At 35.2% G+C, this 26704-nt stretch carries 30 protein-coding genes and 2 riboswitches; of the genes, 13 read left to right on the top strand and 17 right to left on the bottom strand.

The window, feature by feature from the left end; translation table 11 throughout:
• Nucleotides 1-5: 5 nt before the first annotated feature.
• A complete protein-coding gene (locus BLQ56_RS05995; protein ID WP_090850923.1) occupies nt 6-1025 on the top strand; it encodes a LacI family DNA-binding transcriptional regulator in 1020 nt (339 codons plus the stop codon).
• A gap of 249 nt (nt 1026-1274) precedes the next feature.
• Here BLQ56_RS05995 and pgmB read toward each other — a convergent pair whose 3' ends face one another.
• Nucleotides 1275-1946 (bottom strand): beta-phosphoglucomutase, encoded by a 672-nt coding sequence (gene pgmB / locus BLQ56_RS05990; protein WP_090850921.1) that lies wholly within the window; start codon nt 1944-1946, stop codon nt 1275-1277.
• Between the two features lie 18 nt (nt 1947-1964).
• Entirely contained in the window at nt 1965-4283 is a 2319-nt protein-coding gene (locus BLQ56_RS05985) for a glycoside hydrolase family 65 protein (RefSeq protein WP_090851345.1), read from the bottom strand.
• A gap of 296 nt (nt 4284-4579) precedes the next feature.
• Here BLQ56_RS05985 and adh point away from each other — a divergent pair, with 296 nt between their 5' ends.
• A complete protein-coding gene (gene adh / locus BLQ56_RS05980) occupies nt 4580-6100 on the top strand; it encodes an aldehyde dehydrogenase (RefSeq protein ID WP_090850920.1) in 1521 nt (506 codons plus the stop codon).
• Between the two features lie 4 nt (nt 6101-6104).
• Nucleotides 6105-6464: a DUF779 domain-containing protein gene (locus tag BLQ56_RS05975; protein WP_090850918.1), complete on the top strand. Its 360-nt coding sequence runs from the start codon at nt 6105-6107 to the stop codon at nt 6462-6464.
• Nucleotides 6465-6496: 32 nt separating this feature from the next.
• On the opposite strand, the gene BLQ56_RS05970 is transcribed toward BLQ56_RS05975, so the two are convergent.
• Nucleotides 6497-6976 carry a DUF2062 domain-containing protein gene (locus tag BLQ56_RS05970; RefSeq protein ID WP_090850916.1) on the bottom strand — a complete coding sequence of 160 codons (480 nt, stop codon included), beginning with the start codon at nt 6974-6976 and terminating at the stop codon, nt 6497-6499.
• A gap of 257 nt (nt 6977-7233) precedes the next feature.
• On the opposite strand from BLQ56_RS05970, the gene rarD reads away from it, so the two are divergent.
• Nucleotides 7234-8175 carry an EamA family transporter RarD gene (gene rarD, locus BLQ56_RS05965; RefSeq protein ID WP_090850914.1) on the top strand — a complete coding sequence of 314 codons (942 nt, stop codon included), beginning with the start codon at nt 7234-7236 and terminating at the stop codon, nt 8173-8175.
• 90 nt (nt 8176-8265) lie between these two features.
• A riboswitch (PreQ1 riboswitch) is annotated at nt 8266-8310 on the top strand.
• Between the two features lie 82 nt (nt 8311-8392).
• Nucleotides 8393-8890, top strand: coding sequence for a preQ(1) synthase (queF, locus tag BLQ56_RS05960; RefSeq protein ID WP_090851342.1), 498 nt, complete (start codon nt 8393-8395; stop codon nt 8888-8890).
• A gap of 171 nt (nt 8891-9061) precedes the next feature.
• Here the strand turns inward: queF and BLQ56_RS05955 are convergent, their stop codons facing one another.
• Nucleotides 9062-9238 (bottom strand): YkvS family protein, encoded by a 177-nt coding sequence (locus tag BLQ56_RS05955; RefSeq protein WP_090850912.1) that lies wholly within the window; start codon nt 9236-9238, stop codon nt 9062-9064.
• A 194-nt stretch (nt 9239-9432) separates the two neighbouring features.
• Between BLQ56_RS05955 and BLQ56_RS05950 the strand changes: the two genes are divergently transcribed.
• On the top strand, nt 9433-10281 hold the full coding sequence (locus BLQ56_RS05950) for a patatin-like phospholipase family protein (RefSeq protein WP_090850910.1): 849 nt from the start codon (nt 9433-9435) through the stop codon (nt 10279-10281).
• A 64-nt stretch (nt 10282-10345) separates the two neighbouring features.
• Nucleotides 10346-10990 (top strand): NUDIX hydrolase, encoded by a 645-nt coding sequence (locus tag BLQ56_RS05945; protein ID WP_090850908.1) that lies wholly within the window; start codon nt 10346-10348, stop codon nt 10988-10990.
• Between the two features lie 6 nt (nt 10991-10996).
• On the opposite strand, the gene BLQ56_RS05940 is transcribed toward BLQ56_RS05945, so the two are convergent.
• Nucleotides 10997-11710, bottom strand: a complete 714-nt coding sequence (locus BLQ56_RS05940; protein WP_090850906.1) for a hypothetical protein — start codon at nt 11708-11710, stop codon at nt 10997-10999.
• A gap of 183 nt (nt 11711-11893) precedes the next feature.
• On the opposite strand from BLQ56_RS05940, the gene BLQ56_RS05935 reads away from it, so the two are divergent.
• The 3 genes from BLQ56_RS05935 to BLQ56_RS05925 all read left to right on the top strand — a co-directional run bounded on the left by BLQ56_RS05935 (nt 11894) and on the right by BLQ56_RS05925 (nt 13848).
• A complete protein-coding gene (locus BLQ56_RS05935; RefSeq protein WP_090850904.1) occupies nt 11894-12088 on the top strand; it encodes a hypothetical protein in 195 nt (64 codons plus the stop codon).
• 319 nt (nt 12089-12407) lie between these two features.
• Nucleotides 12408-13001 carry a cell wall hydrolase gene (locus tag BLQ56_RS05930; RefSeq protein ID WP_090850902.1) on the top strand — a complete coding sequence of 198 codons (594 nt, stop codon included), beginning with the start codon at nt 12408-12410 and terminating at the stop codon, nt 12999-13001.
• Between the two features lie 94 nt (nt 13002-13095).
• Entirely contained in the window at nt 13096-13848 is a 753-nt protein-coding gene (locus BLQ56_RS05925; RefSeq protein ID WP_090850900.1) for a glucose 1-dehydrogenase, read from the top strand.
• Between the two features lie 63 nt (nt 13849-13911).
• Here the strand turns inward: BLQ56_RS05925 and BLQ56_RS05920 are convergent, their stop codons facing one another.
• Nucleotides 13912-14064, bottom strand: a complete 153-nt coding sequence (locus BLQ56_RS05920; protein ID WP_090850899.1) for a YpzG family protein — start codon at nt 14062-14064, stop codon at nt 13912-13914.
• A gap of 243 nt (nt 14065-14307) precedes the next feature.
• Here BLQ56_RS05920 and BLQ56_RS05915 point away from each other — a divergent pair, with 243 nt between their 5' ends.
• Nucleotides 14308-15927: an ABC-F family ATP-binding cassette domain-containing protein gene (locus BLQ56_RS05915; protein WP_090850897.1), complete on the top strand. Its 1620-nt coding sequence runs from the start codon at nt 14308-14310 to the stop codon at nt 15925-15927.
• Nucleotides 15928-15973: 46 nt separating this feature from the next.
• On the opposite strand, the gene BLQ56_RS05910 is transcribed toward BLQ56_RS05915, so the two are convergent.
• Nucleotides 15974-16162, bottom strand: a complete 189-nt coding sequence (locus tag BLQ56_RS05910; RefSeq protein WP_090850895.1) for a hypothetical protein — start codon at nt 16160-16162, stop codon at nt 15974-15976.
• A 175-nt stretch (nt 16163-16337) separates the two neighbouring features.
• On the opposite strand from BLQ56_RS05910, the gene BLQ56_RS23340 reads away from it, so the two are divergent.
• Nucleotides 16338-16511 (top strand): hypothetical protein, encoded by a 174-nt coding sequence (locus BLQ56_RS23340; RefSeq protein ID WP_175490195.1) that lies wholly within the window; start codon nt 16338-16340, stop codon nt 16509-16511.
• Nucleotides 16512-16525: 14 nt separating this feature from the next.
• Here BLQ56_RS23340 and BLQ56_RS23335 read toward each other — a convergent pair whose 3' ends face one another.
• The 3 genes from BLQ56_RS23335 to BLQ56_RS05900 all read right to left on the bottom strand — a co-directional run bounded on the left by BLQ56_RS23335 (nt 16526) and on the right by BLQ56_RS05900 (nt 18006).
• Nucleotides 16526-16699: a hypothetical protein gene (locus tag BLQ56_RS23335; RefSeq protein ID WP_175490194.1), complete on the bottom strand. Its 174-nt coding sequence runs from the start codon at nt 16697-16699 to the stop codon at nt 16526-16528.
• A gap of 88 nt (nt 16700-16787) precedes the next feature.
• Nucleotides 16788-16979, bottom strand: a complete 192-nt coding sequence (locus tag BLQ56_RS05905; RefSeq protein WP_090850893.1) for an alpha/beta-type small acid-soluble spore protein — start codon at nt 16977-16979, stop codon at nt 16788-16790.
• A gap of 100 nt (nt 16980-17079) precedes the next feature.
• A complete protein-coding gene (locus BLQ56_RS05900; protein WP_090850891.1) occupies nt 17080-18006 on the bottom strand; it encodes a CobW family GTP-binding protein in 927 nt (308 codons plus the stop codon).
• A gap of 377 nt (nt 18007-18383) precedes the next feature.
• Here BLQ56_RS05900 and BLQ56_RS05895 point away from each other — a divergent pair, with 377 nt between their 5' ends.
• Nucleotides 18384-19340 (top strand): calcium/sodium antiporter, encoded by a 957-nt coding sequence (locus BLQ56_RS05895; RefSeq protein ID WP_090850889.1) that lies wholly within the window; start codon nt 18384-18386, stop codon nt 19338-19340.
• A gap of 59 nt (nt 19341-19399) precedes the next feature.
• Here BLQ56_RS05895 and BLQ56_RS05890 read toward each other — a convergent pair whose 3' ends face one another.
• The 7 genes from BLQ56_RS05890 to BLQ56_RS05860 form a co-directional block, all read right to left on the bottom strand.
• Entirely contained in the window at nt 19400-19711 is a 312-nt protein-coding gene (locus BLQ56_RS05890; RefSeq protein WP_090850887.1) for a metal-sulfur cluster assembly factor, read from the bottom strand.
• Nucleotides 19712-19736: 25 nt separating this feature from the next.
• A complete protein-coding gene (locus BLQ56_RS05885; RefSeq protein WP_090850886.1) occupies nt 19737-20969 on the bottom strand; it encodes a DUF438 domain-containing protein in 1233 nt (410 codons plus the stop codon).
• 14 nt (nt 20970-20983) lie between these two features.
• A complete protein-coding gene (locus BLQ56_RS05880) occupies nt 20984-21211 on the bottom strand; it encodes a DUF1858 domain-containing protein (RefSeq protein WP_090850885.1) in 228 nt (75 codons plus the stop codon).
• Between the two features lie 178 nt (nt 21212-21389).
• Entirely contained in the window at nt 21390-21785 is a 396-nt protein-coding gene (locus BLQ56_RS05875) for a DUF2500 domain-containing protein (protein WP_090850884.1), read from the bottom strand.
• Between the two features lie 128 nt (nt 21786-21913).
• Nucleotides 21914-23293 carry a L,D-transpeptidase family protein gene (locus BLQ56_RS05870; RefSeq protein WP_090850882.1) on the bottom strand — a complete coding sequence of 460 codons (1380 nt, stop codon included), beginning with the start codon at nt 23291-23293 and terminating at the stop codon, nt 21914-21916.
• A 359-nt stretch (nt 23294-23652) separates the two neighbouring features.
• Nucleotides 23653-24498, bottom strand: coding sequence for a bifunctional 5,10-methylenetetrahydrofolate dehydrogenase/5,10-methenyltetrahydrofolate cyclohydrolase (locus BLQ56_RS05865; protein ID WP_090850880.1), 846 nt, complete (start codon nt 24496-24498; stop codon nt 23653-23655).
• An 86-nt stretch (nt 24499-24584) separates the two neighbouring features.
• Nucleotides 24585-24671, bottom strand: a riboswitch (ZMP/ZTP riboswitch).
• Between the two features lie 464 nt (nt 24672-25135).
• Nucleotides 25136-26650, bottom strand: a complete 1515-nt coding sequence (locus BLQ56_RS05860) for a NarK family nitrate/nitrite MFS transporter (protein WP_090850878.1) — start codon at nt 26648-26650, stop codon at nt 25136-25138.
• Nucleotides 26651-26704 lie beyond the last annotated feature (54 nt).

Raw genomic sequence — 26704 nt, 5'->3', positions numbered from 1 at the left:
TAATCATGTCTGTTACAATTAAGGATGTTGCAATACTTGCAAATGTTGCACCGTCAACTGTTTCAAGAGTTATTGCTAATAACCCCCGAATAAGTGAAAAAACAAAAGTAAGAGTCCGCCAAGCAATGGCAGATCTTGGGTATCATCCAAATATTATTGCAAGAAGTCTAGCAAACAAATCGACAAAAGCAATCGGCTTGGTGATGCCAAGCTCCACAGACAAGGTATTTCAAAATCCATTTTTCCCTGAAATTATTAGAGGAATAAGTGGTGGTGCGCATGAAAAGAAATATAGTATTCATATGTCCACAGGACAAGAAGAGGAAGAAATATTTGAAGCGGTTACCCATATGGTGGGGGGGAGACTTGTTGATGGAATTGTACTGCTCTATTCTCGTTTAGATGATCCTGTTCAAAACTATTTAAAAAATAACAAGTTTCCTTTTATTGTTGTAGGAAAACCACATAAATACGAACAACAAATCACGTATGTGGATAATGATAACTATACTGCTTCAAAAGATGCGACAGAATACCTTATTAAAAATGGGCACCAATTAATTGCGTTTGTTGGGGGAGATCCCAATTTAGTAGTGACCGCAGATCGTTTATTAGGTTATCAGGATGCATTAAAAGAGTCGAATCTGCCTTATCATCAAGAGTATGTTGTACATGAGGAGTTTCTCCGTGAAGGCGGAAAGGAAGCGGTTAATGAGTTGTTTTCTTTAGCTAACCCACCTACTGCACTAGTAGTAACAGATGATGTTATGGCATTTGGTGTGTTAAATACACTAGATCAAATGGGATTAGTGGTTCCTGATGATGTTTCTGTGTTTAGTTTTAACAATGTTTTATTATCTGAAATTTCAAGACCACCATTGTCTTCGGTTGATATCAACATCTATCGGCTTGGTTATGAGGCAGCCAAAAATTTAATCCAAAAGATTGAAAACCCAGATGAGCCTGCTAAAAGAATTATTATCCCTCATGAATTAATAGTAAGACAATCTATACGTAAAAAATAAGGAAGGACTTTTTCAAGTCCTTCTTTATTTATATAGGCTGTTTGCTCAAAATTTGTTGTTTTAGACTAAAGTATTGAAATGAAATGATAGATACAAGCAGGATGAATACACGTAGACTCCTGTGGGACCAGTGGCCAAAGTGAGACCCCACAGGAGCATAGGCGACGAGGAGGCTCACTGGTCACCCACCGGACGCGGAGTGTATTCAGCCTGCGGCTTTAAAAGCAACAATTTATACGCAAGCAGCCTTTATATATTCCTATTATACTTCTCTAAGATCATAGATAATGTTAATTCATTTGTACTCTCGACAACTATATCTGCATTTTTAAGTATGTCTTTAGAACCCACACCTACAGCATACATACCTGCTGATTTAATCGATTCAATTCCAGCAGCCGCATCCTCAATTCCAATGCAATCCTCAGGAGATACACTTAAATACTCAGCAGCTCGTAAAAATATTTCAGGATCTGGCTTACTATTAACAATCTTCTTTGCATCAACAATATGGTCAAACATATCGTTAAGTTGAAGAGCACTCAACACAGTAAAGGCATTTTTACTAACGGAAGCAACACCAATTTTATATCCATGTTCCTTCAAATCTATTAATAGTTCTTTGATTCCTGGCAAAATATCCTGTGGAGTGATTTGTTCAATTAGCGTACAATAATGAGCGTTTTTTCGTGTTGCTAATTGCACCTTTTCTTTTTCTGAATATGCCCCACTCATTTGGCCATTTACTAGAATTTTCTCTAATGAATCCATTCTAGAAATCCCTTTGAGCTCTTCATTAAACTCGCGAGTGAAGGGTATATTTAACTCATCAGAGAGAGCCTTCCAAGCAAGGAAATGATATTCAGCACTGTCAGTAATAACACCATCAAGATCAAATATAAAGGCTTTTATTTCGTTCATTTTATCCTCCTTGAAAAGTTATTGAAGTGTTGTTTCTTTCTGCTTTAATGGGATGATGACAGTTCCTTCTGATGGGATTTGTACCTTTTCCCCATAGAGAGTTAGAGTTAAATCTGATCCCTGTTGTGAAATTTTGACAGAGTCCTTACACACGTTTAATTTAATATAGTGATCTCTGTAAACGATGTTGAATTGATAAAAATTCCAAGATGCGGGAATGAATGGTGCAAATGATAATGCTTCATTTGCAGTACGCATGCCTGCAAATCCTTGCACAATTGAGAGCCAAGCCCCAGTCATGCTTGTGATATGAAGACCGTCTTCCGTATCATTATTGTAATTATCTAGGTCTAACCGTGCTGTTCGATGATACATCTCAAATGCCTTTTCCTCAAGCCCCAGTTCAGCAGCTAACACTGCATGAATACTTGGTGACAGTGAAGATTCATGCACAGTCATTGGTTCATAGAAATCAAAGTTCTTCTTTTTCTCTGAAAGTGTAAATTCATGATTAAGGAAATACATTCCTTGTAACACATCTGCTTGTTTGATAAAACAACTTCGAAGAATTTTATCCCAAGACCATTTCTGATTAAGTGGTCTCTCTTCGGGGGATAACGTTGACGCATGTATTAGATCTTTATCAAGAAACGTATCATGTTGGACAAATATATCTAGTTCTTTATCATAAGGAAAGTACATTTTCTCAGTAATTTCCTTCCATTTAGCGATTTCAGCATCTGTAAGATCAAGTGTTTTTAGGTGTTCATCTAGATTATTAGATTGTAAGTATTCAATAACTTCTAAAGTGTATTTTAAAGTCCACACTGCCATCAGGTTCGTGTACCAGTTGTTATTAACGTTATTTTCATATTCGTTAGGTCCTGTAACCCCATGAATCATATAAACTTCTTTCTTATTATTGTAATGTACACGGTCTGCCCAGAATCTTGAAATACTAGATAGAACATCAATTCCATTACGTTTGAGATAGCCTTTATCTCCGGTGTAATTTACATAATTATAAATAGCATAAGCAATTGCACCATTGCGGTGGATTTCTTCAAAGGTGATTTCCCATTCGTTATGACATTCCACACCTGTGAATGTAACCATCGGATAAAGTGCACCTTTTAACCCTTGTTGTCTCGCATTATGAAATGCGCCATCTAATTGTTTATGGCGATAGCGAAGCAGGTTTTCTGCGACATCTGGGGTTGCTGTTGCAAGGTAGAGAGGGAGTGCATATGCTTCGGTATCCCAATAGGTTGCTCCACCATATTTTTCACCAGTAAATCCCTTCGGTCCTATATTTAATCTAGAGTCCTCACCGTAATAAGTAGAAAAGAGTTGGAATAAATTAAATCGAATTCCTTGTTGTGCCTCAGGATCTCCATCTATTTCGACATCAGCAATTTCCCAACGTTTAAACCACTGTTCTTGATGTTCTTTTAGAATTTGTTGATACCCTTTTTCTATATTTTTGGATAATAAATCTTTCCCAACTTGAACAAGATCTCCTACTTCATGATCACGATCTGTTGTAACCGCAACGTATTTATATAATGTTGTTGACTGTCCTTTTGTTAACTCAAGATCAATTTGGTTATCCACATACTCATTCTCTATACTGCTAGTAACACTTCTTACTGGTCCGTCGATTTCAACCTTCATCGTTGTTGTCAAATGGAAAGTAGGGGTGTTAAAAGGATTGTCCTTCGTCTTCATTGTCAGGCTTCCTTCAAATGATGAAACCTCCTTATTTACTTCAACCCAGAAATCTTCTTCATAGTTAGAATCTTCGTTTCGAATATCTCCATCTAAATAAGGTATAAATGTTACATCACCATCGTAATTAAGAGGTATAATTTCATACTTAATTACTGCTAATTCTTTTTCAGCAATCGAGAGAAAACGAGTAACTTTCACACTTGTTTCTTTTTTATCTTGAATAACAGTAAAACTTCGAGTAAGAACTCCATGCTTCATGTCTAGTTCACGAGAATAATCCTTAATTGTTTCAGAAAATAAATCTAGCTCTTGACTATTAAGTAGAACATTAATTCCGATAAAATTTGTTGAGTTTATGACCTTTCCAAAGTAGTTTGGATATCCATTTTTCCACCAACCTACACGAGTTTTATCAGGAAACCAGACTCCAGCAATGTATGAGCCTTGATGAAAGTCACCAGAATATTTCTCTTCAAAGTTTCCACGCATGCCCATGTGACCGTTTCCAAGACTCATTACACTTTCTGCCAATCTAAAATCTTTAGTATTAAGCGTGTTTTCAACTATTTTCCACGGTTCAACATCAAATAATCTATTCAAAGTAATCATCCTTTCTCTTGCGGTTTGTGCAATCGATTGCACTAAATAGCAAAAAAATATAAATATCTACATCATCAGTATAAAGGGAAATGGGAAAAAAATAAATGACTATTTTGGTAACTTTTTTATGAAGTAGGTTTTAAAGGATCTGGAAATAACATATAATGGATTTGCAAGGTGGAAATAGTGGAATTCATTCCGTTAGTTAACAACTTGCTTCTATTTTACGCAACTAAGAAAGCGTTTACATACTCTTTTGCGAAAATCGATTAATAGATTAAGAGAAAAAGGGGAAATGTTGAATGGTTTATAATAATCCAAACACTGAGGGGTCTTTAGTTTCATTTAAAAAGAGATATGACAACTATATTAATGGAGAATGGGTTCCTCCTGTAAAGGGGGAGTATTTTGAAAATGATACGCCAGTTACTGGTAAGGTTTTCTGTGAAGTGGCACGTGGGACATCTGAGGATATTGAACTAGCTCTAGATGCTGCACATGCTGCAAAAACAAGCTGGGGGAAGACTTCTGTAGCAGAACGCGCGATAATTCTAAATAAAATCGCGGATCGTATGGAACAAAATCTTGAAATGCTTGCTGTAGCTGAATCTTGGGAAAATGGAAAACCTGTAAGAGAAACTTTAAATGCAGATATCCCATTAGCGATTGATCATTTTCGCTATTTTGCAGGTGCAATCCGTGCTCAAGAAGGATCACTTAGCCAAATAGATAACGATACAGTTGCTTATCATTTTCATGAGCCACTAGGTGTTGTTGGTCAAATCATCCCTTGGAATTTCCCTATTCTGATGGCCACTTGGAAATTGGCTCCTGCTTTAGCAGCAGGCAATTGCGTTGTTTTGAAACCAGCAGAACAGACTCCAGTTTCTATCTTAGTTTGGTTAGATCTTGTTAAAGATTTACTTCCGAATGGAGTTCTTAATATTGTTAATGGTTTTGGTGTGGAGGCAGGAAAACCACTTGCATCAAGTAATAGAATTGCCAAGATTGCTTTTACAGGTGAAACAACAACTGGTAGGTTAATCATGCAATATGCCTCTGAAAATATCATACCTGTCACACTAGAGCTAGGAGGGAAATCACCAAACATTTTCTTCCCGGACATTATGGATAAAGACGATGCATTCCTAAATAAAGCGATTGAAGGATTTGTAATGTTTGCCCTAAATCAAGGTGAAGTTTGTACATGTCCATCACGCGCCTTAATTCATGAATCAATTTATGACGAATTTATGGAACGAGCATTAGCTCGAGTAGCTCAGATTAAACAGGGGAATCCTTTAGATCCTGCAACGATGATCGGTGCTCAGGCATCTAGTGAACAGCTTGAAAAGATTCTTTCTTATCTATCAATTGGAAAAGAAGAAGGGGCAATAGTTCTTGCAGGAGGAGAACGTAATATGCTCGAAGGAGAACTATCTAACGGATATTATGTGAAACCAACAGTATTTAAAGGTACAAATAATATGAGAGTTTTCCAAGAAGAAATTTTTGGTCCGGTTGTGGCAGTAACTACCTTTAAAGATTCAGAAGAAGCAATGAGTCTTGCAAATGACACATTATATGGTTTAGGTGCAGGAGTTTGGAGTCGTGACATGAATACTGCATACCGTTTTGGAAGGGGAATAGAAGCAGGACGTGTGTGGACAAATTGCTATCATGCATACCCTGCACATGCTGCTTTTGGAGGATATAAAAAATCGGGTATTGGTCGTGAAAATCATCATATGATGCTGAATCATTACCAACAAACAAAAAATCTTTTAGTGAGCTATAGTGAAGACGCTTTAGGATTCTTTTAAGAGCATGAGAGTTGAACGTGTGGTTGCAACAGAAACAGCCTTACAATTCATCGAGAAGCTAAAAGAGAAGCATGGACAATTAATGTTCCATCAATCAGGTGGTTGCTGTGACGGGAGTTCACCGATGTGCTATCACAAAGGAGAACTCATTTTAGGGGACACTGACCTTTTGCTTGGCGAGATTGGTGGTTGTCCATTTTATATTTCGAAGGACCAGTATAGCTATTGGAAGCATACTCAGTTAATCATTGATGTAGTAAATGGTCGTGGAGGAATGTTTTCAATTGAAGGACCAGAAGGTAAAAGGTTTCTAACAAGGTCGAGAGTTTTTACAATAGAAGAAAAAGCTTTTTTAAATCTTTGAAAAGGGAAGGGTCTTAAGATCCATCCCTTTTACTAGGTTTTAATTTTCCACTTTTTATGTACTAGTTCTAAAAGAGAAATTCGGTGTTTTTTTATGATATAAAAGATTACGTAATAAATAATTATCCCAACCCATATCATATTCACTACCATGCCAATAATAAATGCTTTTCCGATAGTTAATCCAGCAGAAACTACTTCTTCAGTATCCTCGATTTCCATATCCACATCTATTATTTCAAAGGGGACGAAAAATTTGCCAACAACAATATTAATATAAAATAAAAGTGGGGAAATCCAAATAAATAGAACACCGCCGATAAGCCCTGCAATCGAATTTCCTTTAACAAGTCTAGCTGCAGTTGTTGAAATAATAGGACCTAATCCAAAGGATGGAATAAAGTTAATAATAAACCCGACTGTGAAACCTAGTGCGACACTATGAGCACTGTCCTTAATACGTAATAATTTGAGTAAGGATAATTTTGTTTTTCTTTGTAAGTTCTTTAACATGTTATACATACCTTTACTTTAACATGTTGAAAGAAAGAAAGGAATATTTGTTCAATTAAATTTATCTTAAATCTGTGATAAGAGAGAATTTTTGATTGTGAAATTTGATTATTAAACCTATAATTAACTATTATATATTTCTGTTTACGAAATATAATTTAAAAGCGCATAGCTAATTAAGTTTGGTGGTTAATTTTAATTCTTGAAATTCAGTCATTTACTTGTATACAGTCTATTTTTTGAAAGTGGGGTTTGGGATGAAGGGTGTTGAAAGCAACGAACAGAATAAAGGTATTATGTACGCATTTTCAGCCTACTTACTGTGGGGTGTATTACCTTTATATTGGAAACTTTTAGATACAATATCCGCGATTGAAATATTAGCACATCGAATTGTCTGGTCATTCTTATTTGTGTTTGCTATTATATTAATCACTAAAAAAGGGAAACAGCTTAAACAACAACTAGGTAGTTTAATTCACAGGAAAAAAGTATTGTTAGGGATTGTAATCTCTTCTTTATTAGTTACTAGCAATTGGTTTATCTTTATTTGGGCTGTAAACAGTAATCATATTATTGAAACTAGTTTAGGTTATTATATAAACCCTCTAGTAAGTGTTTTATTAGGAGTACTTGTGTTGAAAGAACGACTTAGCTTTTGGCAGACGGTTTCGTTTGCACTGGCCGGTATAGGTGTCCTAATCTTAACCTTTCAATATGGAAGTTTTCCATGGGTCTCTATCACCCTAGCACTAAGTTTTGGATTATACGGTCTAGTAAAAAAGATGGCGAATCTTGATTCATTGATCGGGTTAATGTTAGAAACTATGATTATTACGCCTTTTGCACTTTATTTTTTAATATCTATCCAAGCAAAAGGTAACGGAACGTTTTTAAATACTAGTGTTGATCAGCAACTTTTATTAGTTGGCGCAGGGGTTGCAACGGCATTACCTTTACTTTGGTTTGCACAAGGAGCTAGAAGAATTCCCTTATCAATGGTTGGAATTCTACAATATATTGCTCCTACTATCAGTTTGATGATAGGTGTGTTCTTGTTCAATGAAGAATTTACGAAAACACATTTAATTACATTTATATTCATTTGGTCCGCTCTTGTTATCTATTCGTTCTCTAAGACAAAATTAATGGTAGCCCTACAACCTAAGATTGGAAAAAAACGATCCATAAGTGCTTAGGATTAGGTGAAAATTTTAGTGGTTACGTGTCAAAGAAAGTGGTATAGTATGAAAGTAAAGTACGAGAAAATCCATATTTTTTGTTGAGATATGGGAGAGGTTCTAGAAAAACCCTCTATAAAAAACTAAGGATGCTACTTCCTTGGGGGTAGTTTTTTTAGTTTTAGTTAAAAGTCTATCACGGTTTATGCTTTTTAAAGAAAGGAATGTATATAGGATGACAGGAAGAAAAGATGAAGAATTAACAGATGTAACTTTATTAGGTAATCAAGGTACGAATTACTTGTTTGAATATTCTCCAGATATATTAGAATCATTTGATAATAAACATCCTGATAGAGATTATTTCGTGAAATTTAATTGTCCAGAATTTACAAGTCTGTGCCCTAAAACAGGACAACCTGATTTTGCAACAATCTATATTAGCTATATCCCTGAGATTAAAATGGTGGAAAGTAAATCGTTAAAGCTTTATTTGTTCAGCTTTAGAAATCACGGAGATTTTCATGAGGATTGTGTCAATATTATTATGAAGGATTTAATTAAATTAATGGACCCAAGATATATTGAAGTATGGGGCAAATTCACTCCAAGAGGTGGTATTTCAATTGACCCGTATACTAACTATGGACGTCCAGGTACAAAATTCGAAGAAATGGCTGAATATCGAATGATGAATCATGATTTATACCCTGAGAAAATAGATAATCGATAAAAAGTTATTCATATAGTGCCTGATAACACAAAAATAATTGATCGGAAGCATCCGATTTGTTAATTTGTGTTGTCAGGCACTTTTCATTCTGTTGTAGCATTGCTTTCTATAATGTAAAAATTTACAGTTTGCGCTTTCAAAACATTGTTATTTTAATAAAATGATAGATTCTCAATTAACGATTGTATAATTTTTGTGATTAACGACAGTACGTCTTTCCAAATCTAAATCTCGATAATTGTCCATATAGGTTAGATCAACAATAACAGAGTTTTCATTAACTTTTTCGACGATGCCCTTTAATCCGTCTTTAAACTCGATGATATTACCAATTTCAGCAATTTTCATGTTATCGCTCCTTTTTAGTTTAAAATAACCATTTTTTTCATTTTGCCCTAATTTTCCTTCCTCGTAAAGACTTTTTTATTAGAATACTAGAAAAATATTAGTCTATAATAAAAGTGAAAATTATAAGGAGTTATTCGCACCTTAACAATCACAACACTTATATAAATATACCTTGATGGGAGGAGCTGTATTAAGTGAAGAATACAGGATTAGTATTAGAAGGTGGAGGTATGAGAGGGCTATACACAGCTGGAGCTTTAGAGTGTTTTATGCAAAAAGACATCTTCTTTCCGTATGTAATAGGTGTTTCGGCAGGTGCCTGTATGGCAGCATCTTACTTGTCAAGACAAGTTGGTCGAAATAAAGTGGTTAATATTGATTATGCTAAACAACCTGACTATATTTCTATCAGGAACTTGATTAGGAAAAGAGAAATATTTGGTATGGATTATTTATTTGATGAGATTCCTAACATCCATGTACCCTATGACTATGATTCCTTTTTTGAAAATAATGAGGAATTCATGATTGGAACGACTAATTGTGAAACTGGAGAACCTGAATACTTTGGCAAAGAGCAATATAAACAAAAAGATATGCTGAAAATTCTCAGAGCGTCAAGTTCTTTACCTCTAATTGCGCCGGTTATTCCATATCAAGGTATGCAATTGCTTGATGGTGGGATTTCCGATCCAATTCCATTGCTTAAATCAGAAGAAGATGGAAATGAGAAACATGTGATTATTTTGACAAAAAATCGAAACTATATAAAAAGTAAATCAAAATTTATATGGTATTTAGAAAAGAAATATCCTCAATATCCAAATCTTATTAGAGTGCTTGCGAATAGACATCACATATATAATGAAAGAATAAACTATATTTATGAGCAAGAACGTTTGGGGAACGTATTTGTTATTAGTCCTTCATTACCGATAAAGGTAGGTAGGATTGAGAGAAACCCTAAAAAATTAATGGAACTATACGAACTTGGATACCGAGATGCAGATGAGCAACTTGAGCGACTGATGGATTGGGTGTAAGTACGGTCCTTATTTTAATTATAAAATCTTTCATGAAGGAGAAGGGGATGATTGGGGTGAAAATATGCACATAGAATCTGTACTGACGAAATTTAAAAATCATCATCCAACAATTCTTGGTAGTGATGAATTCTCCAAATTTTCGATTCTATTACCACTCCTTAAAATAAACAATGAAACACATATTTTATTTGAAGTGAGATCAGAGCAACTAAGAAGACAACCTGGTGAAATTTGCTTCCCAGGAGGTAGACAAGATGAATCAGATGAAACTGAAATGTCTACAGCTATTAGAGAGACATCAGAAGAATTAGGAATATCAGAACATTTAATAACAGATGTAGTCCCTATGGATTTTGTTGTATCTCCTTTTGGAATGGTTATTTATCCGTTTATAGGAGTCATTACAGAACCTGATGTGATCAACCCAAACTCTTCAGAAGTTGGGGAAGTTTTTACTGTTCCGTTATCGTATTTGTTAGCAACTGAACCTAAGATGTATAATATCAATGTTAAACTTGAACCTGAGCAAGATTTTCCATTTGGACTTATTGTTGGTGGAGAAAATTATCAATGGCAGAATAGAACTATAAAAGAATATTTTTATTTTTATAACGATAAAGTCATATGGGGTTTAACCGCAAAGATCCTACATTATTTCATAGAGAATCTCAAGAACAAAGAGGAAGGTTTCCCTTCCTCTCCTTGAGACAATTTAGAAGTTGTTTGTTCCAGGTCCAGGTGTGTATGGAGCATAACCCATACCAGGATTAAATCCAGTACCAGGAGAATAGCCCACGCCAGGATTAAATCCAGCACCAGGGGCAAATCCAGTACCAGGAGTATAGCCCAGACCAGGATTAAATCCAGTACCAGGAGCATAACCCATGCCAGGATTAACTCCAGTACCAGGAGCAAAGCCCATGCCAGGAGTAAATCCAGTACCAGGAGCATAACCCATGCCAGGAGTAAATCCAGTACCAGGAGCATAACCCATGCCAGGATTAAATCCAGTACCAGGAGCAAAGCCCATGCCAGGATTAAATTCAGTACTAGGAGCATAACCCATGCCAGGATTAAATCCAGCACTTGGAGTAGGTCCCATTTCTGGAGTAAATCCTGTGCCTGGTACATAGCCCAAACCAGGATTTAAATGAGCGTCAGTAAACGTGCTTCCAGGAGTGGGATAACCAGACATACCTGGAGTGTTTCCGTACGAAGGCGTATACCCTGTACCGTGTGTATGATTATTAGTAGAAGGTGTCCCTGTCATCCCGACTGTATTTGGATTATATCCTCCATAAGGTAATTGTGGTGTTGTACCTGGTAATTGAGGAGCAAACCCCTCATCCATATCATCAATATCAGGACCAAACCAAGGATCAAGCTCATTTTGTCTAGTATACATTTGGTTATATTTTTTATTCATTTTGCAACTTCCTCTCGCATTCGAATGTTAAGTATACGCCTAAGTGACATACCCACCATATCTTATGTGCATCTTATTCTTTCGTGTAGAGGAAACCGAGAAATGGGTTTTTGCCTTGTTGGATAAGATAAATAAGATTATAATATTAAATTAAGACTTGAATAGTAATAGTAGAGGTGGATCATGAACGAGGAGTTTATTACCGAAATTTTTAATAAGCTTAGAGACAAGGAATTAAATGAATACCGTGTTTCTAAAAAAGAATTCTTAGCTTTTCGAAAAGTGTTAGTCGAAAGAGATGATTTCAAGCATTTTCGTGGAATTGCTTTACATGGTGGAGAGGTTATCTACACATTCTTGGATGAAGCTAGAAGCTAGGTAATACATACACTAAGAGCCCCTTTTATAATTAAGAGTGGCTTTTTTTATCGTTAACTATGTTGATATGAGTATGTGAATTCATTTCACTCCCTTTTAATACAGTTAGCAAATAATCTGCTAATTGTCATAATCCATCCTTTATCCCCCTGTTATTCCTTATTATGGAACTTGTTTATAGAAGGAAACTAATTCCATTTCTTAGCTTCCTATTTTACTATCAACGGTCTTAAAGAATTCCCATTTATTAGAGAATGATTAATTATATTACAACTGTTACCGTCTAGTAGAGAAATAGACTACTAGGAGGAATTCAATAATGAAATTAACAAATAAGCTAATAATTATTTCAACTCTTGCTGTATCAATGTTCTTATTTAATGCCAATACAGAAGCATCAACCACATATACTGTTAAATCAGGCGATACTCTATGGAAAATTGCAACGTGGAACAGTGTTTCAGTTAATATGTTAAAGCAAGTAAACAAACAAACTAGTAATATCATTTATCCGGGACAAAAATTAGTTATTCCTAAATCTTTAACAGCTGCAGAAAAAGATTTATTAGCTAAAATTGTACATGCAGAAGCAAAAGGAGAACCATATGCAGGAAAGGTCGCTGTGGCAACAGTCGTTTTAAATCGTGTTGATAGTGGGTTATTTCCGAATACAATTCAAGGTGTTATTTATGAACGAACTTCGAACGGTGGTTATGCTTTTTCTCCTGTTGCAAATGGAACAATTAATCAACCAGCAGACTTGAGTGCAAAGCGTGCAGTAGAAGAAGCAATTGCATTTCGAGGACAAGGTAGAGGATCCTTATACTTTTACAATCCAGCGAAAAGTACAAATAAGTGGATTTTAACAAGGGAAGTTACAACAACCATTGGTAATCACAAATTCGCTAAATAATAATCAATAAAAGCTTCTCTAAATGGGGAGCTTTTATTACATAATCAATCGATGTTATACTACACTAAATTAAGTCGCTAAAGGGGTAATATAGATGAGCTTTCAAAATAAAGTTGTTGTCATAACTGGCGCGGCAAATGGTATTGGTAAATCAATTGCTTTAGCTTATGGAGTACTTGGTTCAAATGTTATCGTCGCTGATAAAAATGAAGAACAAGGTCTAAAAGTTGTTTCACAAATTAATGAGCAAGCTATAGGAAAAGCCATCTTTGTTAAAACGGATGTTACGATTCAAGATGAAGTTATTTACTTAATTAATAAGACGATTGAATTATTTGAGAGAATTGATATTGTCATTAATAATGCTGGCATTTCAACTTTTAAATCATTTTATGACTTAAAAGTTGAAGAGTGGGATCAAGTCCTAAATACAAACTTAAGAAGTGTGTTTATGGTTTCTCAACAATCTGCAAAGTACATGAGAAATAATGGTCAAGGTGGAGCAATAGTCAATATCGCATCAACCAGAGCAACGATGTCTGAACCACATACCGAAAGCTACTCTGCATCTAAGGGTGGAATTTTGGCATTAACACATGCACTTGCCATTACTTTAGGGCCGGATAACATTAGAGTTAATTCAATAAGTCCAGGCTGGATCGAGGTTAGTGATTATGAATCATTACGTGAGATTGATCATGAACAGCATCCAACTGGAAGAGTTGGAAAACCTGAAGATATTGCGCGAGCATGTCTATATTTAACGGACGACAGTAATGATTTTGTAACTGGTACTGATCTTGTTGTTGATGGAGGTATGACTAGGAAAATGATTTATGAGCACTAGAAAGGAAAGAAGGCACAAATCTGTGCCTTCTATTTCGTTTCATTCGTACATCCGAATCTATTATTAGTACCTATGCGCTTTCGCGTTACTTAAAGTAATAATAATTGATTGAGACCTTTTAGTATGCCCGTTTACTTGAGAACTAGCACGTTTAGGTCGTGTCCAATTATGGTGAAACAATTTCGAGTGTTCATCTAAATGATTTCTATAACTCATTTATTATCACCTCATAGTTGGATTGGATACCCCTGAAACGATTGATACTCAAAGGAATATCACTGTTAGTGTGACACAATCACGATATTCTTATACAAATTCCTTCCGACCTACAGTGAAGGAAAGTGGACATTTCTATTGGTTTTATATATAATTGTTAATTGGTATCCTATAGAAAATAACATAATGTTTAATATATCAAGGGTGCATAAATAAACTCTTGAAATGGAGGATTTATATTACATGATTACAGTTACAAATGTTGGCTTAAGATACGGAGATCGAAAATTATTTGAAGATGTTAATATAAAATTTACACCGGGTAATTGCTATGGACTTATTGGGGCAAATGGAGCGGGGAAATCAACATTCCTAAAGATTCTTTCAGGTGAAATTGAACAACAAGTTGGAGATGTTCATATCACACCAGGAGAGAGATTAGCGGTATTGAAGCAAAATCACTTTGAATATGAAGAACATGAAGTGTTAAATGTTGTCATTATGGGGCATGCACGTCTTTATGAAGTAAAACAAGAAAAAGATGCGATCTATATGAAAGCTGATTTCTCTGATGAAGATGGAATGAGAGCTGCTGAGCTTGAAGGTGAGTTTGCAGAGTTAAATGGTTGGGAAGCAGAATCAGAAGCTGCGATTTTATTAAAAGGCTTAGGTATATCAGAAGATTTGCACACTAAGAAAATGGCTGATTTAACTGGTGGAGATAAAGTGAAAGTGCTTTTAGCTCAAGCTTTATTCGGTAAACCTGACATTCTTCTATTAGATGAGCCTACAAACCACTTGGACTTAAAGGCAATCAAATGGTTGGAAGACTTCTTGATCAATTTTGACAATACAGTTATCGTTGTGTCACATGACCGTCATTTCTTAAACAAAGTTTGTACTCACATGGCTGATTTAGACTATGGGAAAATACAAGTTTATGTAGGGAATTACGACTTTTGGTATGAATCAAGCCAGTTAGCTACAAAATTAACTCAAGAAGGTAATAAGAAAAAAGAGGAAAAGGTTAAAGAACTTCAAGCGTTTATTGCTCGTTTTAGTGCAAATGCTTCGAAGTCTAAGCAAGCAACTTCTCGTAAGAAGTTACTAGATAAAATCACATTGGATGATATTAGACCATCTTCTCGTAAGTATCCTTTTGTTGGTTTTACGCCAGAACGTGAAATCGGAAATGATTTGTTGAGAGTTGACGGCATATCAAAAACGATTGATGGAGTTAAAGTACTTGATAATGTAAGTTTTATCATGAATAAAGAAGATAAAATTGCTCTTGTTGGCAAAGACGAAATTGCTAAAACAGCACTATTAAAAATTCTAATGGGTGAAATGGAAGCTGACAGTGGAACATTTAAATGGGGGGTAACAACCTCACAAGCTTACTTCCCAAAAGACAACTCTAAATACTTTGAAAACAGTGACGTTACTTTAGTTGATTGGCTACGTCAATTTTCTCCTAATGATCAAAGTGAAAGTTTCTTACGTGGATTCTTGGGAAGAATGTTATTTTCTGGTGAGGAAGTTCTAAAGAAAGCAAGTGTTCTTTCTGGAGGAGAAAAGGTCCGTTGTATGCTATCTAAGATGATGTTAAGCGGGTCAAACGTATTACTCCTTGATGACCCAACAAACCATTTAGACTTAGAATCAATTACTGCCCTTAACAATGGTTTGATTGCATTTAAAGGTTCAATCTTATTTACATCACATGATCATCAATTTGTTCAAACAATTGCAAATCGTATTATTGAAATTACGCCAAATGGACTTGTTGATAAGCAAATGGCTTATGATGAGTATTTAGAAAATGAAGAGCTGCAAAAACAAGTTGAAAAAATGTACGCATAAATTGAAGAAGGCTGTCCTAGTGATAGCCTTCTTTTGTTTTGCACTATTAACATTTCTTTTTGATAAGGGCAACAAAGCCTTTATAGATTATGACTAATGCAAATACGAGGATTACTAATGTGGCTATGATATGAAGAATAGGTGTTAAACCTGCTAAAGCACCAGTTAAAGTGATTTGTAACAGTGCGAAACCAGAGAGAATACATGCTAGAAATAACAATATGCAATATGGCATTATTTAACCTCCTTTCATACTATATGGTATGTACAAATTTTTACAATTGTGAGGAGGATTATAAATTAAACAAAAATAAAAAGTTTAAATAATACATAAAATTGACTGTTGTTAAATATAGTGGATAGTAACTATTTTTACGACTATTACGACTATATTGTAGGGTGATAAAAAAATGGCATTGGTAAAAAATGTGATGATTGTTATGCTTTTTGGAATTCTCTTAGTTTGTATGATTTTTTTCGGAGTAACGATGATTGAGGCGAAGGGGAAAAAGATGACCCAAGCAGAAATGGGTACTAACATAGTATTAATACAACCGCTTAACATCGAAAAAGCTGATACTTAGAGATCAGCTTTTTTTCATTTAGTTTTTTTCTTTAAAATGGTAAAAAGAATGGCTGTTCCAGAAATAATGATCAAAACAATAACGAGAAAGAACATAATTCCAATTTCTTCAATCATTGTGCTAAGAAATAAGATTAGGAAAATATCTGTGATAACCGAAGAAATAAGTATTAATTTCACAGGATTCATTGGACAACCTCTTTCCTCCTTGATAAAAGAGGCTGCCCCATAAGTGCCTTGCGCATTCCTTCTGGGACAGCCACTCCATTTGGGAACGTTATCGTTGTTGATTCCCTAATTGTTGCTCCGCCATTTTGATTAGACGTTTAGTCATTTCTCCACCGACAGAACCATTTGCACGAGCGGTCGTATCAGCACCAAGTTGAACTCCAAACTCATTGGCGATTTCCTCTTTCATTTGATCAAGCGCATTAGCTGAACCAGGAACCAAAAGTTTGTTTCTTGCCATGATACATCACTCCCGACGTATATTTGAGTAATTAATTTGTTAATTACTCGTTTTTAACTTATCCAAAAAGGAGGGTTCTATTCAGCTAGTGATTTCCGACTTATAAAGTTGATAATACCTCAAGACGATTCATTTCGTTTTTAAGCCAATCACGACTAATATCTTCCCCGATAAAAACAACATTCATCGGATAATCCATTAGTTCTTTCATATAGATGGGCATGCCATAAGAGTATTGAAACAAATAAGTATTCTGTGAATGTGTAAATTTGAGATATCCTTTAATTCGGTAGATCGTATCTGGCATTTTCTTCAACCATTCTTCAAATAGATCTAAATCAAGAGGTACACTGAATTGGTGAACATAGGATTTGACATGTAAATCACGCTCAACATGTGTTGATTCATGAGCATCAATGTTATGTGGCCGATCTAATCTTAATGCATCTAATCCTACTCTAGCATATTGTGTCAATAAGCATTTCCCTTTAGGGTTAATGGATTGTATTTCCATGACTGTTTGTGCTTGTTCTGATTCAGAAAGTTGATCAATTTTATTAATTAAAATAACATCAGCATGTCTGACTTGTTCCTTTAGTAACTTATGTAGTCGGATGCTAATTGAGGCTCTTTCTTGCCAACGTTTAGCATCAACCATTGTAATGATGGATTGAACCGATAATTGATCTGCGAACAAAGGTGAGAGACAAGCATCCAGTACTTCAATAGGATGTGCGACACCTGTTGTTTCAATATAAATGGAATCTAGATCATTTTCTTTTAGTAATCCTTGTAGGTGAACTTCAAGTTGCCCTTGGATGGTACAACACACACATCCATTCAACAGTTCTTTAAGTGGCGTATCCTTATCTATTGCATCAGAATCAATCGACACACTACCTAATTCATTCATAACAACTGCTACTTTTCGATCTAATTCCTTTTCTTGAGTTAAAAGATTTGTTAAGAGAGTGGTTTTGCCACTACCGAGAAACCCTGATAAGATAAATACTTCAGCCTTCTTCATATAATTCTCCTTATGAACATATTCACCTAATAGTAGCCTATTTAAAATTTGGACGTCAATATTTAAGAAGAGTATTTGAAGAAACAACTAGTAGTTAAACCATTGATGTCACTTTTCTAAATCAATAAATGTGATTGTTCTTGATAACTAAATTGTGGAAAACTATGTTAAAATAGGTGCGGGAGAAAGAGGTCTGAGCTTGTAAGTTAAATTCCTGATTCAAAGTGATATTCTTGAGATAATGAGGAATAATTATTTATAGGATTAAAATCATAATCTATACGAAGTGAATTTGTTTTTTAGGTTCTGTATCTATTTCAGTATAAAGAGAAAGAATTGTATAATGTTTTTTTTCAGGAAAGGGGTAATGGGGTTTTATGACCTATTTGATTCTTATTATTGGATTTGCTTTGTTAATAAAAGGAGCTGATTTCTTCGTAGAGGGCTCGTCAAAAATTGCTACATTGCTTAAAGTACCACCTTTACTTGTTGGACTTACAATTGTAGCTTTAGGAACTAGTTCACCGGAAGCAACAGTTAGTATTATCGCTGCACTTGATGGTAATCCAAATTTAGCAGTAGGGAACGTGGTTGGAAGTAATATTTTTAATATTACCTTTGTTATTGGACTAACTGCGTTATTAAATCCATTAAAGGTGGAAAATTCAACCATTCGAAAGGAAATTCCTTTCACGTTGTTAGCAAGCACGGCTTTATTAGTACTTATGGCTGATGTTGTACTTCAATCAACAAATATTAATTTAATTACAAGAAGTGATGGGATTATTTTCTTACTATTTTTCTCTGTATTTATGTACTATATTATTGAAGTTGCACTAAGTAGTCGTGAAACCAATAGTCAGGACACACAAGTTCAGGAAAAGGGAACTTGGGGGAAGAATATAGTTATTACCATTGCAGGTCTTGCTGCGATTATTTATGGTGGTAATTTAGTCGTTCAAAGTAGTACGAAGATTGCGATTAGTCTTGGGATGAGTGAAACGTTAGTCGGATTAACGATTGTTGCTGTTGGAACATCTTTACCAGAGTTAATTACTTCAGTAACTGCTTCGATTAAAAAGCAAAGTGAGATCGCCTTGGGGAATATTGTGGGAAGTAACATATTCAATATACTTTTCGTGCTAGGTTCGACATCTGTAATCGCACCACTTCCGTTTGATTCAAAAATGTTTGCCGATGTCATTTTTATGATTGCTTTTACAGTTGTACTTCTCATATTCTCAAATTCCAGATCGAGAATAGGTCGATATGAGGGATTGACACTAGCTATAGCATATATCGTGTATATGGTTTACATTATTATTAGAAATTAAGAAAAGCTACCCTTTTTTTTCGGGTAGCTTTTTTGCCGACAAGAAGTTTCCACTTATTATTAATTATGAACGCCTAATGCAATTTTTGCATATCGTGACATAAGTTCTTTTGTCCAAGGTGGGCTCCATACAATATCAATTTGTACATCTTTTAAATCTGGAATGTTGGTCGTTAACTTCATTTTTGCATCCGATATAATTTGTCCTGCTAAAGGACATCCCATTGATGTCATCGTCATTTTGATGATCGCTTGTTCATCTTCAAGTATAACCTCATATACTAAACCAAGGTTCACTATATCAATTCCCAGTTCAGGATCGATTACTTCTTCTAAAACTTCATAAACTCTATCATATAATTCATTAGCCATTGTTTATACCTCCCTTTTAAAATAGTTATTCAGAAAGTATCCGTTTTTCACCCTCAAGGGCTTGGATTGGTGCAATATTTTGAGTAAATTCAAGTGTACCTATATAGTTTCCTTGTTCATCTCTCACAGCAAAGTATCGAATATAAATCGTTTTATCTTTCATTTTGATCCAGAAATCTTCATGATCCTTTGTCCCTGATTTGAAATCATGAAGTAGCTTTTCTACCACATGAACACTTTTAGGAGGATGACAATTATGAACAGTTCTACCAATCACTGCTTTTGTTCTTGCGAAAATTCGTTCCTTACCATGGGAAAAGTAACGCACTATATCATCTTTATCAATAAAAGTAAGATCAACAGGGAGGTGATTAAGGATTAATTCTAATTGCTTTAGTGATACAATACCTGTCTCAAATTGGATAAATCCTTCAGAGATTGATTTCTCTTCGACTGGTGCTCTTTCAGGTTTCCAAACACCGGCTGGTCCAGTTAAACAAAAACCAATTTCATCACTTTCATAAGCTATTTTTACCCACTCATCCTCTGTTAAGGTAGATAATGCCATCGGTAAAAGAATATTCTCTTCTTTAAATATCATTTCTCCAACTTCCTTAATGACAAAGCGGAGTTCATCGATTACTTCTTGTTTTTCTCCATGATAGTTCAGCAATTTTTGTTTCGAGATTTTTATTCCATTACGGATATGGTCATCAATCCCCCACATCACTTGTGTAGGTCCATAAATTCCGTACTTTTCTAAATAGGGGAACAATAAATTTTCTTTACGACTATAATGTTTGTCTATATCTAATAAAAGGTTTAAATCTTCAAGAAGCTTATAGATTGTTTCCTCAGAATCATCCTTTTCAAAACGTTCAAGATGAAGTTGAAGCTTAAAGTTAACTAGTAAATCAATTTCTTTATTTTCAAGCTTGAATGTATGAACAGGATGACCTGGTTGGTCTTCTTGTTTGTTCGACTGATGGATTTGTTCGATTGATCCTTTAAAAACGGCTGTATGAACGGAACATAATCGTTGAACTTCAGAAACAGGAATGCCTTCTTCCTCCATGAGTGCTTGCTCAAGTTGTGAGATTTCTGCAATTGATATACTTCCAATTGCCTCCTCAAATTGTGCTCTTACGTCATCAACGCTTTTACCATTATGCAATTCTTTGATGATCCTTTTTAACATTTCTTGGCGTTTGCCATCACTTAATTGTTCTTTTTCACGGTTATTAATTATTTCACTCATTAGTTTTTTCTCCTCTACTCTATAATGCTAAAACCTTTTTCGTGGAAAGCTTGTTTGACTGTATCTAAGGAAATGCCCTTCATTCTACACCCATTTGGTATTGTCATTACTCGCCCGGCAGTTTGTAACATAGTGGGATTGGTGATATTTGTAAAGTTTAGGTCCTTCATAATAGGGATGATCTCCGGATAAAGTGTACACAAATCGTAAACTGATTGGGATAAGTCTATGATCTTAGTCATAGGAATCACCTCGTTAATTAGTGATAATATTTCTCAATCACACTTTAACATAGATAAAGAGGGGGAGATTGTGATGTGCGTCACATGAGGTGTGAACAATAGGTGACATAAAAAAATCATCATAATAAAAAAGGAATCTCAGTATTATTACTACATGAGAAATTCCTTCTTTAATCAATTAACTATTCACTTGTTTTCTAGTAAAACCCAAGAACCTGGTACCTTGAAAGGTTAACTTACCAATATCGCCTTCAGAGAGTAAACCGTATTCGTTCCCTGAAATAAGAAATTCGGAGCGATCACCACTTTCAAATTCAAAAGTTACATAATATCTTGTATGTGATGTTGTGTGATGATGCTCATTATTTATACTTCCGCTTCGTCTAACATCTGTTCGTTTAGATTTGACGATCGCTGGAACTATTAATTTAGGTGAATTCTCATTTTTTTGCCATTGGCCAATGCCTTTAAAAATTGAGAATAAAATGGTTCCAATGATAATAACAAAAATGATTCCAATAAAAATCGAGACAAATTGAAACATGAGATCACCAGCAAAAAAAGGAACCTCCATTCTTACACCTCCTAAACCCTGATGTAAAAGTATACGGATCTTTGTGCTTTAGGTTTCATTTTCTATCGGCTTCACTGAGTGAATAGTTGATTAACTAGCACGAATAGTTCAACTTTCTCTAAGTATATTTATAGAATGATAACTTTTGTTCCAATAGGTATTTTATCATATAACCACTCAATCTCTTCATTTAACATCCTTATACAACCAATAGAAGCGAATCCTCCTATAGAAGAAGGTTTATTTGTTCCATGGATTCCATATGTCCTACCTTCAGTCCCTGGTATACTCAGTCCTAACCAACGAGTACCTAATGGATTTGACGGATCACCTCCAGCAATTTTACGGGGTGTATAATAAGGGTTAACGAATTTGATAGAAACAGTAAATGTACCTTTAGGTGTAGACCAATTTTGGCCTGTCGCTACTTTGGTTTTGTAGATAACTTTTCCTTTATTAAAGAGTGATAACTCATTCTTTGCTCGATTAATCTCAATATATAAGTTTTTATCTACTTCTTTTGGAGCCGGAGGGTTTTTCAGGTTGGCTTTAAATAAATTAGGAATCTTAATAACCATGTTTACTTTTATATCTTTGTTAACGTTTGAAAACCGATTGAAGGAAGCAATTTTAGATTGGATAGAAGGTAAATCATAATATTGATTCATAATACTATAAATCGTTTGTTTAGGTTTTATTTGATGGGTTATAACTTGTTTATCTGTTGGTATATAAAGGTTATTTCCGATTTTAAAATCAACTTCAGGTTGATGTATCCCATTAAATTCCATTAAAAATGCTAGATAGTTTGATTTACTATATTGAGTATTTGAAATGCTAAATAATGTATCCCCTTTTTTTACTGTTATATGTGCGATGATATCAGGGTTAGGAATCTTTATTTTCATTCCTTCTTTAAGTCCGTTTGAAGGATTTGTAATGCCATTAAATGTTAGGATCGTTTGTGCCTCGTTAGTCAAATAATAGAGCTTTGAAATACCAAACGCTGTTTGGCTTTTAGAAACGATATGTTCGATGATTAATTGTTTAGGTGCCATAACTTTGTTTGCTGGCTTAATATCTACTGGGATAATTTCATTAGGTATCTCTACATGTTTATTATCAGGTGAAGGCATTGTAATTGGTGTCAATTTTGGATTGCTAGACTCATTGGTAGTTTCTAAAACTTCCTGCGGAACTTCAGTAATGACATTTCCCTCATGATTCAAGCTTTTTCCCTCTTGCATGCTTGTTTCTTTAACAGCATCCGTTTCAACTATTTCTTGTTCCTTAGGAACTTGAATAGAGTCTAATAAAAGTGTCTCTTTCTTACTCTCCTTTATAGAATTTAAGGCTAGAAATTGCTGTTGATCATTTGAAAATGTTTGTTTATTTACTATCAAAATTAATAGTAAACAGAAAAAGGAACCTGCAAATATAAAACCTGATTTTTTATTTCTCTTTCTACTGAATTTAGTCTTTCGTGATTGGTTTAACTCTTCTTTCATAAAAGTCCCCTTAAAAAATATGTCGTAAGTTCCCGTTTTTTCTTAATAATTTTACTAATTAAGGAGAATGTTTCCAATGGGTTGAATCACTTATTTTGAAGGGGATAGGGTAGTTATTTGTACCCTAATAGAGGGTGTAAATAGAACTAAAAAAGCAGACAACTATGTCTGCTTCAGGCTGTTGACAAACGCTCGCATTCTTCGTTGCGAACCCTCGCTCGGTGCTCATTACCCTCATGGTAACTCCGCTCCTCCCAAGGATTCGCGCCTCGACTTCAAGCGTTTTCAATCAGCCTGGGTTTTACAAATTATACTTTGTCTACACTCTGAAGCAGACAACTATGTCTGCTAAAAGTTTATTAAACTAATTTTTCTGCTGCTGCAACAGTTTGTTTTAGAAGCATTGAGATTGTAACAGGGCCAACTCCTCCGGGAACGGGGGTTATTGCACTTGCCTTAGGTAAACAAGCTTCATAATCAACATCGCCGACATTTCCTTCATTATAACCTGCATCTAGAATAACTGCTCCTTCTTTTACCCAGTCACCTTGAACAAAGTTCGCTTTTCCAACAGCTGCAACGATAATATCAGCTTGTTTAACAAGTTCAGGTAAATTCTGAGTACGAGAGTGACAAGTTGTTACTGTCGCATTTCGATTCAATAGTAACATGGAGACCGGTTTTCCAAGGATTGGGCTTCTTCCTATTACAACAGCGTGTTTACCTTCGATTGGTAACTTATAATAATCTATGATTTCTAGAATTGCTGCTGGGGTACATGAAGGATATTCTCCAAATCCAAGAGCAGTTTGTCCAAATCCTAAACTAGTTACTCCATCAACATCTTTTTCAATGCTTATAGCCTCGAACGCAGCTCTTTCATCGATTTGCTCAGGAACAGGATGTTGAAGTAATATCCCATGAACTGATGAGTCATTGTTAAGCTCAACAATAACATCTAATAATTCTTGAGTAGTCGTTTCTTTTGGTAAATCAATTCTTTTAGAGATCATCCCAATTCTTTTGCAAGCATTTCCTTTCATTTTTACATAAGTTGCTGATGAAGGATCGTCACCAACCAAAATAGTAGCTAGGCAAGGTGTAATTCCGTTTTCTTTTAATTGATTAACTCTTACCTGTAGTTGATCTTTAATCTCTCCTGCAACTTTAGAACCATCTAGTAATAGAACATTTTCATTTTTCATTAAAATTCCTCCCGAGGTTTAGTATGGATTTCTAGTTTCTAGGTTTGTACAAAATGAAATTGAAAAAAGAGACAAGGGTATCCCTTGCCTCTTGCCCAGACGAACGGCTATTTTGGCTATTACGTAGCTCCCTTGTGGTTGAATCCACATTTTCGTCAGTTACTACGATTTGCATTATATATGGTTAAATTCATCATTATCATAACATGATTTTAAATGTGAGGAAATAAGATTATTTAAGTCTGAAAATTCTGTTTTTTGAGCTTGAATAGGTATCGGTTATTAAAGTGGTCATAGGTGCCCGTGTTCACGGTGAAGGATGAAAAAAGGTAATCAAAGAAGAGATAAGTGCCCGTGATCATGGTGAAGGATGAAAAGAGGTAACCAAAGAGGAGATAAGTGCCCGTAATCACGGTGAAGGATGAAAAGAGGTAACCAAAGAGGAGATAAGTGCCCCTGATCATGGTGAAGGATGGAAAAAGGTAATCCAAACGGAGATAAGTGCCCGTGATCACGGTGAAGGATGGAAAAAGGTAATCCAAACGGAGATAGGTGCCCGAAATCTAAGTAAAAACATGCTTGATATAATCAAATAGACAGACAAAGAGGATGGGATAAACCCATCCTCTTTGTCTTCTTATAGAGCGTTCTTCTTAAGCGGGGGTTCTTCAACAAAAGCAGGTGATTCTTCTGGTTGTTGATCTTGAGAGGACAAATAATATTCTTCTCCAAATGAATTTTTGGGTTCCTCTAAACAAAAGTAACAGATAACAAAACTTGTAATTGCACCACCTGCGAGAATGAAGAAGAATTGTTGTGGTGTAACAAAGGTGTATAAAGTTAAGTAAATAGTAGCTCCAACATTCCCGAAAGCTCCAGCCATTCCAGCTATTTGTCCGGTGATTCTCTTCTTTATCATCGGAATAACTGCAAATGTTGCTCCCTCAGCTCCTTGTACAAATACAGAAGTTAGCATTGTTAGTAATACAGCGAATACAAGAGGCCAACTTGAATCAATGAATCCCATACCTAGTAGGCCTAAGGATATTCCTATCATGTAAACAAGCATAACATTTCTTCGGCTACCCATTCGGTCTGATAGTAACCCACCCAAAGGGCGGGCAACTAGGTTGATAAAAGCAAAGGAAGCTGCGATTAAACCTGCTGTTGCAGGTGTAAGGGAAAATGTTAATTGAAAGAACATCGGAAGCATCGATACAATAGCAAGTTCAGCTCCAAAGTTAGCGAAATAAGTACTATTTAATGCTGCGACATTTTTGAATTTATATTGATCATCCTTTGGTACACCAACTTTTAGAATAGGAACATTCACTTTCAAGATTTGATATACTTGATAAATTAATACTAGACCAATTACCACCCAAAGTGTATATAACACATTTTCTGTTATAAAGTTAAGTTGTTCTAAACGCCAAGAACTAACTACTAGTGCTCCTCCTAGAGGAATAGACCAGAGGATCAACTGTACCATATCACCCCAGGTACTAACCTCCATAGCACCTGTTTTTTTAGGTTTAATTAAAGGCTTTCCTTCTGGTGTGTCACGAACGACAAAGTAAAAGATAATACCATATACGAAACAAATAACTCCTGTTATTGCTAAAGCGTATCTCCAACCATCTTCACCACCGAAAAGTGTTAAACCGATATACGGGAGAACCATAGCAGCTGCGGCTGAACCAAAATTTCCCCAACCACCATAAATTCCTTCTGCAAACCCAACATCTTTTGGTGGGAACCATTCAGATACCATTCGAATCCCGATTACAAAGCTAGCTCCAATACTTCCAAGTATTAACCTTGAAATCATTAATTGGAGCCAAGTGTCAGCAAATGCAAATACAATTGCTGGAATCGACATGACGATCAATAGGGCGGAGTAAATAACTCTAGGACCAAAACGATCTAAAAGTGTTCCGATTATGATACGAGCCGGAATGGTTAATGCTACGTTTAATATTCCTAATGCAGCAATGTGCTGAGGTGTTAACCAATTCATACTTTGCATCATTGTTGTTGCCATTGGCGCCATATTATACCAGGTGAAAAAAGAGATGAAAAATGCTAGCCAGGTAAAGTGTAAAATTTTCATTCGCTCATCTTTGTACTTAAATAAATCTGCGACCTTCATAAAAGCCCTCCTTCATATTTCAGAATTTTAAAATTACTTAATCATATACACATC

The sequence above is a fragment of the Litchfieldia salsa genome, from assembly GCF_900104555.1.
Lineage (GTDB): Bacteria > Bacillota > Bacilli > Bacillales > Bacillaceae_L > Litchfieldia > Litchfieldia salsa.
This window is presented reverse-complemented; position numbering and strand designations above follow the sequence as displayed.

Excerpts from the sequence above, each read along its gene's own strand:
- BLQ56_RS05880 (WP_090850885.1), bottom strand. The coding sequence starts at position 21,211 with ATGACTAAGATCATAGACTTATCCCAATCAGTTTACGATTTGTGTACA.
- BLQ56_RS05925 (WP_090850900.1), top strand. The coding sequence starts at position 13,096 with ATGAGCTTTCAAAATAAAGTTGTTGTCATAACTGGCGCGGCAAATGGT.
- BLQ56_RS23340 (WP_175490195.1), top strand. The coding sequence starts at position 16,338 with ATGGCATTGGTAAAAAATGTGATGATTGTTATGCTTTTTGGAATTCTC.
- BLQ56_RS05970 (WP_090850916.1), bottom strand. The coding sequence starts at position 6,976 with ATGTTAAAGAACTTACAAAGAAAAACAAAATTATCCTTACTCAAATTA.
- BLQ56_RS05940 (WP_090850906.1), bottom strand. The coding sequence starts at position 11,710 with ATGAATAAAAAATATAACCAAATGTATACTAGACAAAATGAGCTTGAT.
- BLQ56_RS05870 (WP_090850882.1), bottom strand. The coding sequence starts at position 23,293 with ATGAAAGAAGAGTTAAACCAATCACGAAAGACTAAATTCAGTAGAAAG.
- BLQ56_RS05900 (WP_090850891.1), bottom strand. The coding sequence starts at position 18,006 with ATGAAGAAGGCTGAAGTATTTATCTTATCAGGGTTTCTCGGTAGTGGC.
- BLQ56_RS05885 (WP_090850886.1), bottom strand. The coding sequence starts at position 20,969 with ATGAGTGAAATAATTAATAACCGTGAAAAAGAACAATTAAGTGATGGC.
- pgmB (WP_090850921.1), bottom strand. The coding sequence starts at position 1,946 with ATGAACGAAATAAAAGCCTTTATATTTGATCTTGATGGTGTTATTACT.
- BLQ56_RS05865 (WP_090850880.1), bottom strand. The coding sequence starts at position 24,498 with ATGAAAAATGAAAATGTTCTATTACTAGATGGTTCTAAAGTTGCAGGA.
- BLQ56_RS05910 (WP_090850895.1), bottom strand. The coding sequence starts at position 16,162 with ATGCCATATTGCATATTGTTATTTCTAGCATGTATTCTCTCTGGTTTC.
- BLQ56_RS05930 (WP_090850902.1), top strand. The coding sequence starts at position 12,408 with ATGAAATTAACAAATAAGCTAATAATTATTTCAACTCTTGCTGTATCA.
- BLQ56_RS05875 (WP_090850884.1), bottom strand. The coding sequence starts at position 21,785 with ATGGAGGTTCCTTTTTTTGCTGGTGATCTCATGTTTCAATTTGTCTCG.
- BLQ56_RS05945 (WP_090850908.1), top strand. The coding sequence starts at position 10,346 with ATGCACATAGAATCTGTACTGACGAAATTTAAAAATCATCATCCAACA.
- rarD (WP_090850914.1), top strand. The coding sequence starts at position 7,234 with ATGAAGGGTGTTGAAAGCAACGAACAGAATAAAGGTATTATGTACGCA.
- BLQ56_RS05895 (WP_090850889.1), top strand. The coding sequence starts at position 18,384 with ATGACCTATTTGATTCTTATTATTGGATTTGCTTTGTTAATAAAAGGA.
- queF (WP_090851342.1), top strand. The coding sequence starts at position 8,393 with ATGACAGGAAGAAAAGATGAAGAATTAACAGATGTAACTTTATTAGGT.
- BLQ56_RS05975 (WP_090850918.1), top strand. The coding sequence starts at position 6,105 with ATGAGAGTTGAACGTGTGGTTGCAACAGAAACAGCCTTACAATTCATC.
- BLQ56_RS05920 (WP_090850899.1), bottom strand. The coding sequence starts at position 14,064 with ATGAGTTATAGAAATCATTTAGATGAACACTCGAAATTGTTTCACCAT.
- BLQ56_RS05915 (WP_090850897.1), top strand. The coding sequence starts at position 14,308 with ATGATTACAGTTACAAATGTTGGCTTAAGATACGGAGATCGAAAATTA.
- BLQ56_RS05860 (WP_090850878.1), bottom strand. The coding sequence starts at position 26,650 with ATGAAGGTCGCAGATTTATTTAAGTACAAAGATGAGCGAATGAAAATT.
- BLQ56_RS05935 (WP_090850904.1), top strand. The coding sequence starts at position 11,894 with ATGAACGAGGAGTTTATTACCGAAATTTTTAATAAGCTTAGAGACAAG.
- BLQ56_RS05905 (WP_090850893.1), bottom strand. The coding sequence starts at position 16,979 with ATGGCAAGAAACAAACTTTTGGTTCCTGGTTCAGCTAATGCGCTTGAT.
- BLQ56_RS05995 (WP_090850923.1), top strand. The coding sequence starts at position 6 with ATGTCTGTTACAATTAAGGATGTTGCAATACTTGCAAATGTTGCACCG.
- adh (WP_090850920.1), top strand. The coding sequence starts at position 4,580 with ATGGTTTATAATAATCCAAACACTGAGGGGTCTTTAGTTTCATTTAAA.
- BLQ56_RS05890 (WP_090850887.1), bottom strand. The coding sequence starts at position 19,711 with ATGGCTAATGAATTATATGATAGAGTTTATGAAGTTTTAGAAGAAGTA.
- BLQ56_RS23335 (WP_175490194.1), bottom strand. The coding sequence starts at position 16,699 with ATGAATCCTGTGAAATTAATACTTATTTCTTCGGTTATCACAGATATT.
- BLQ56_RS05955 (WP_090850912.1), bottom strand. The coding sequence starts at position 9,238 with ATGAAAATTGCTGAAATTGGTAATATCATCGAGTTTAAAGACGGATTA.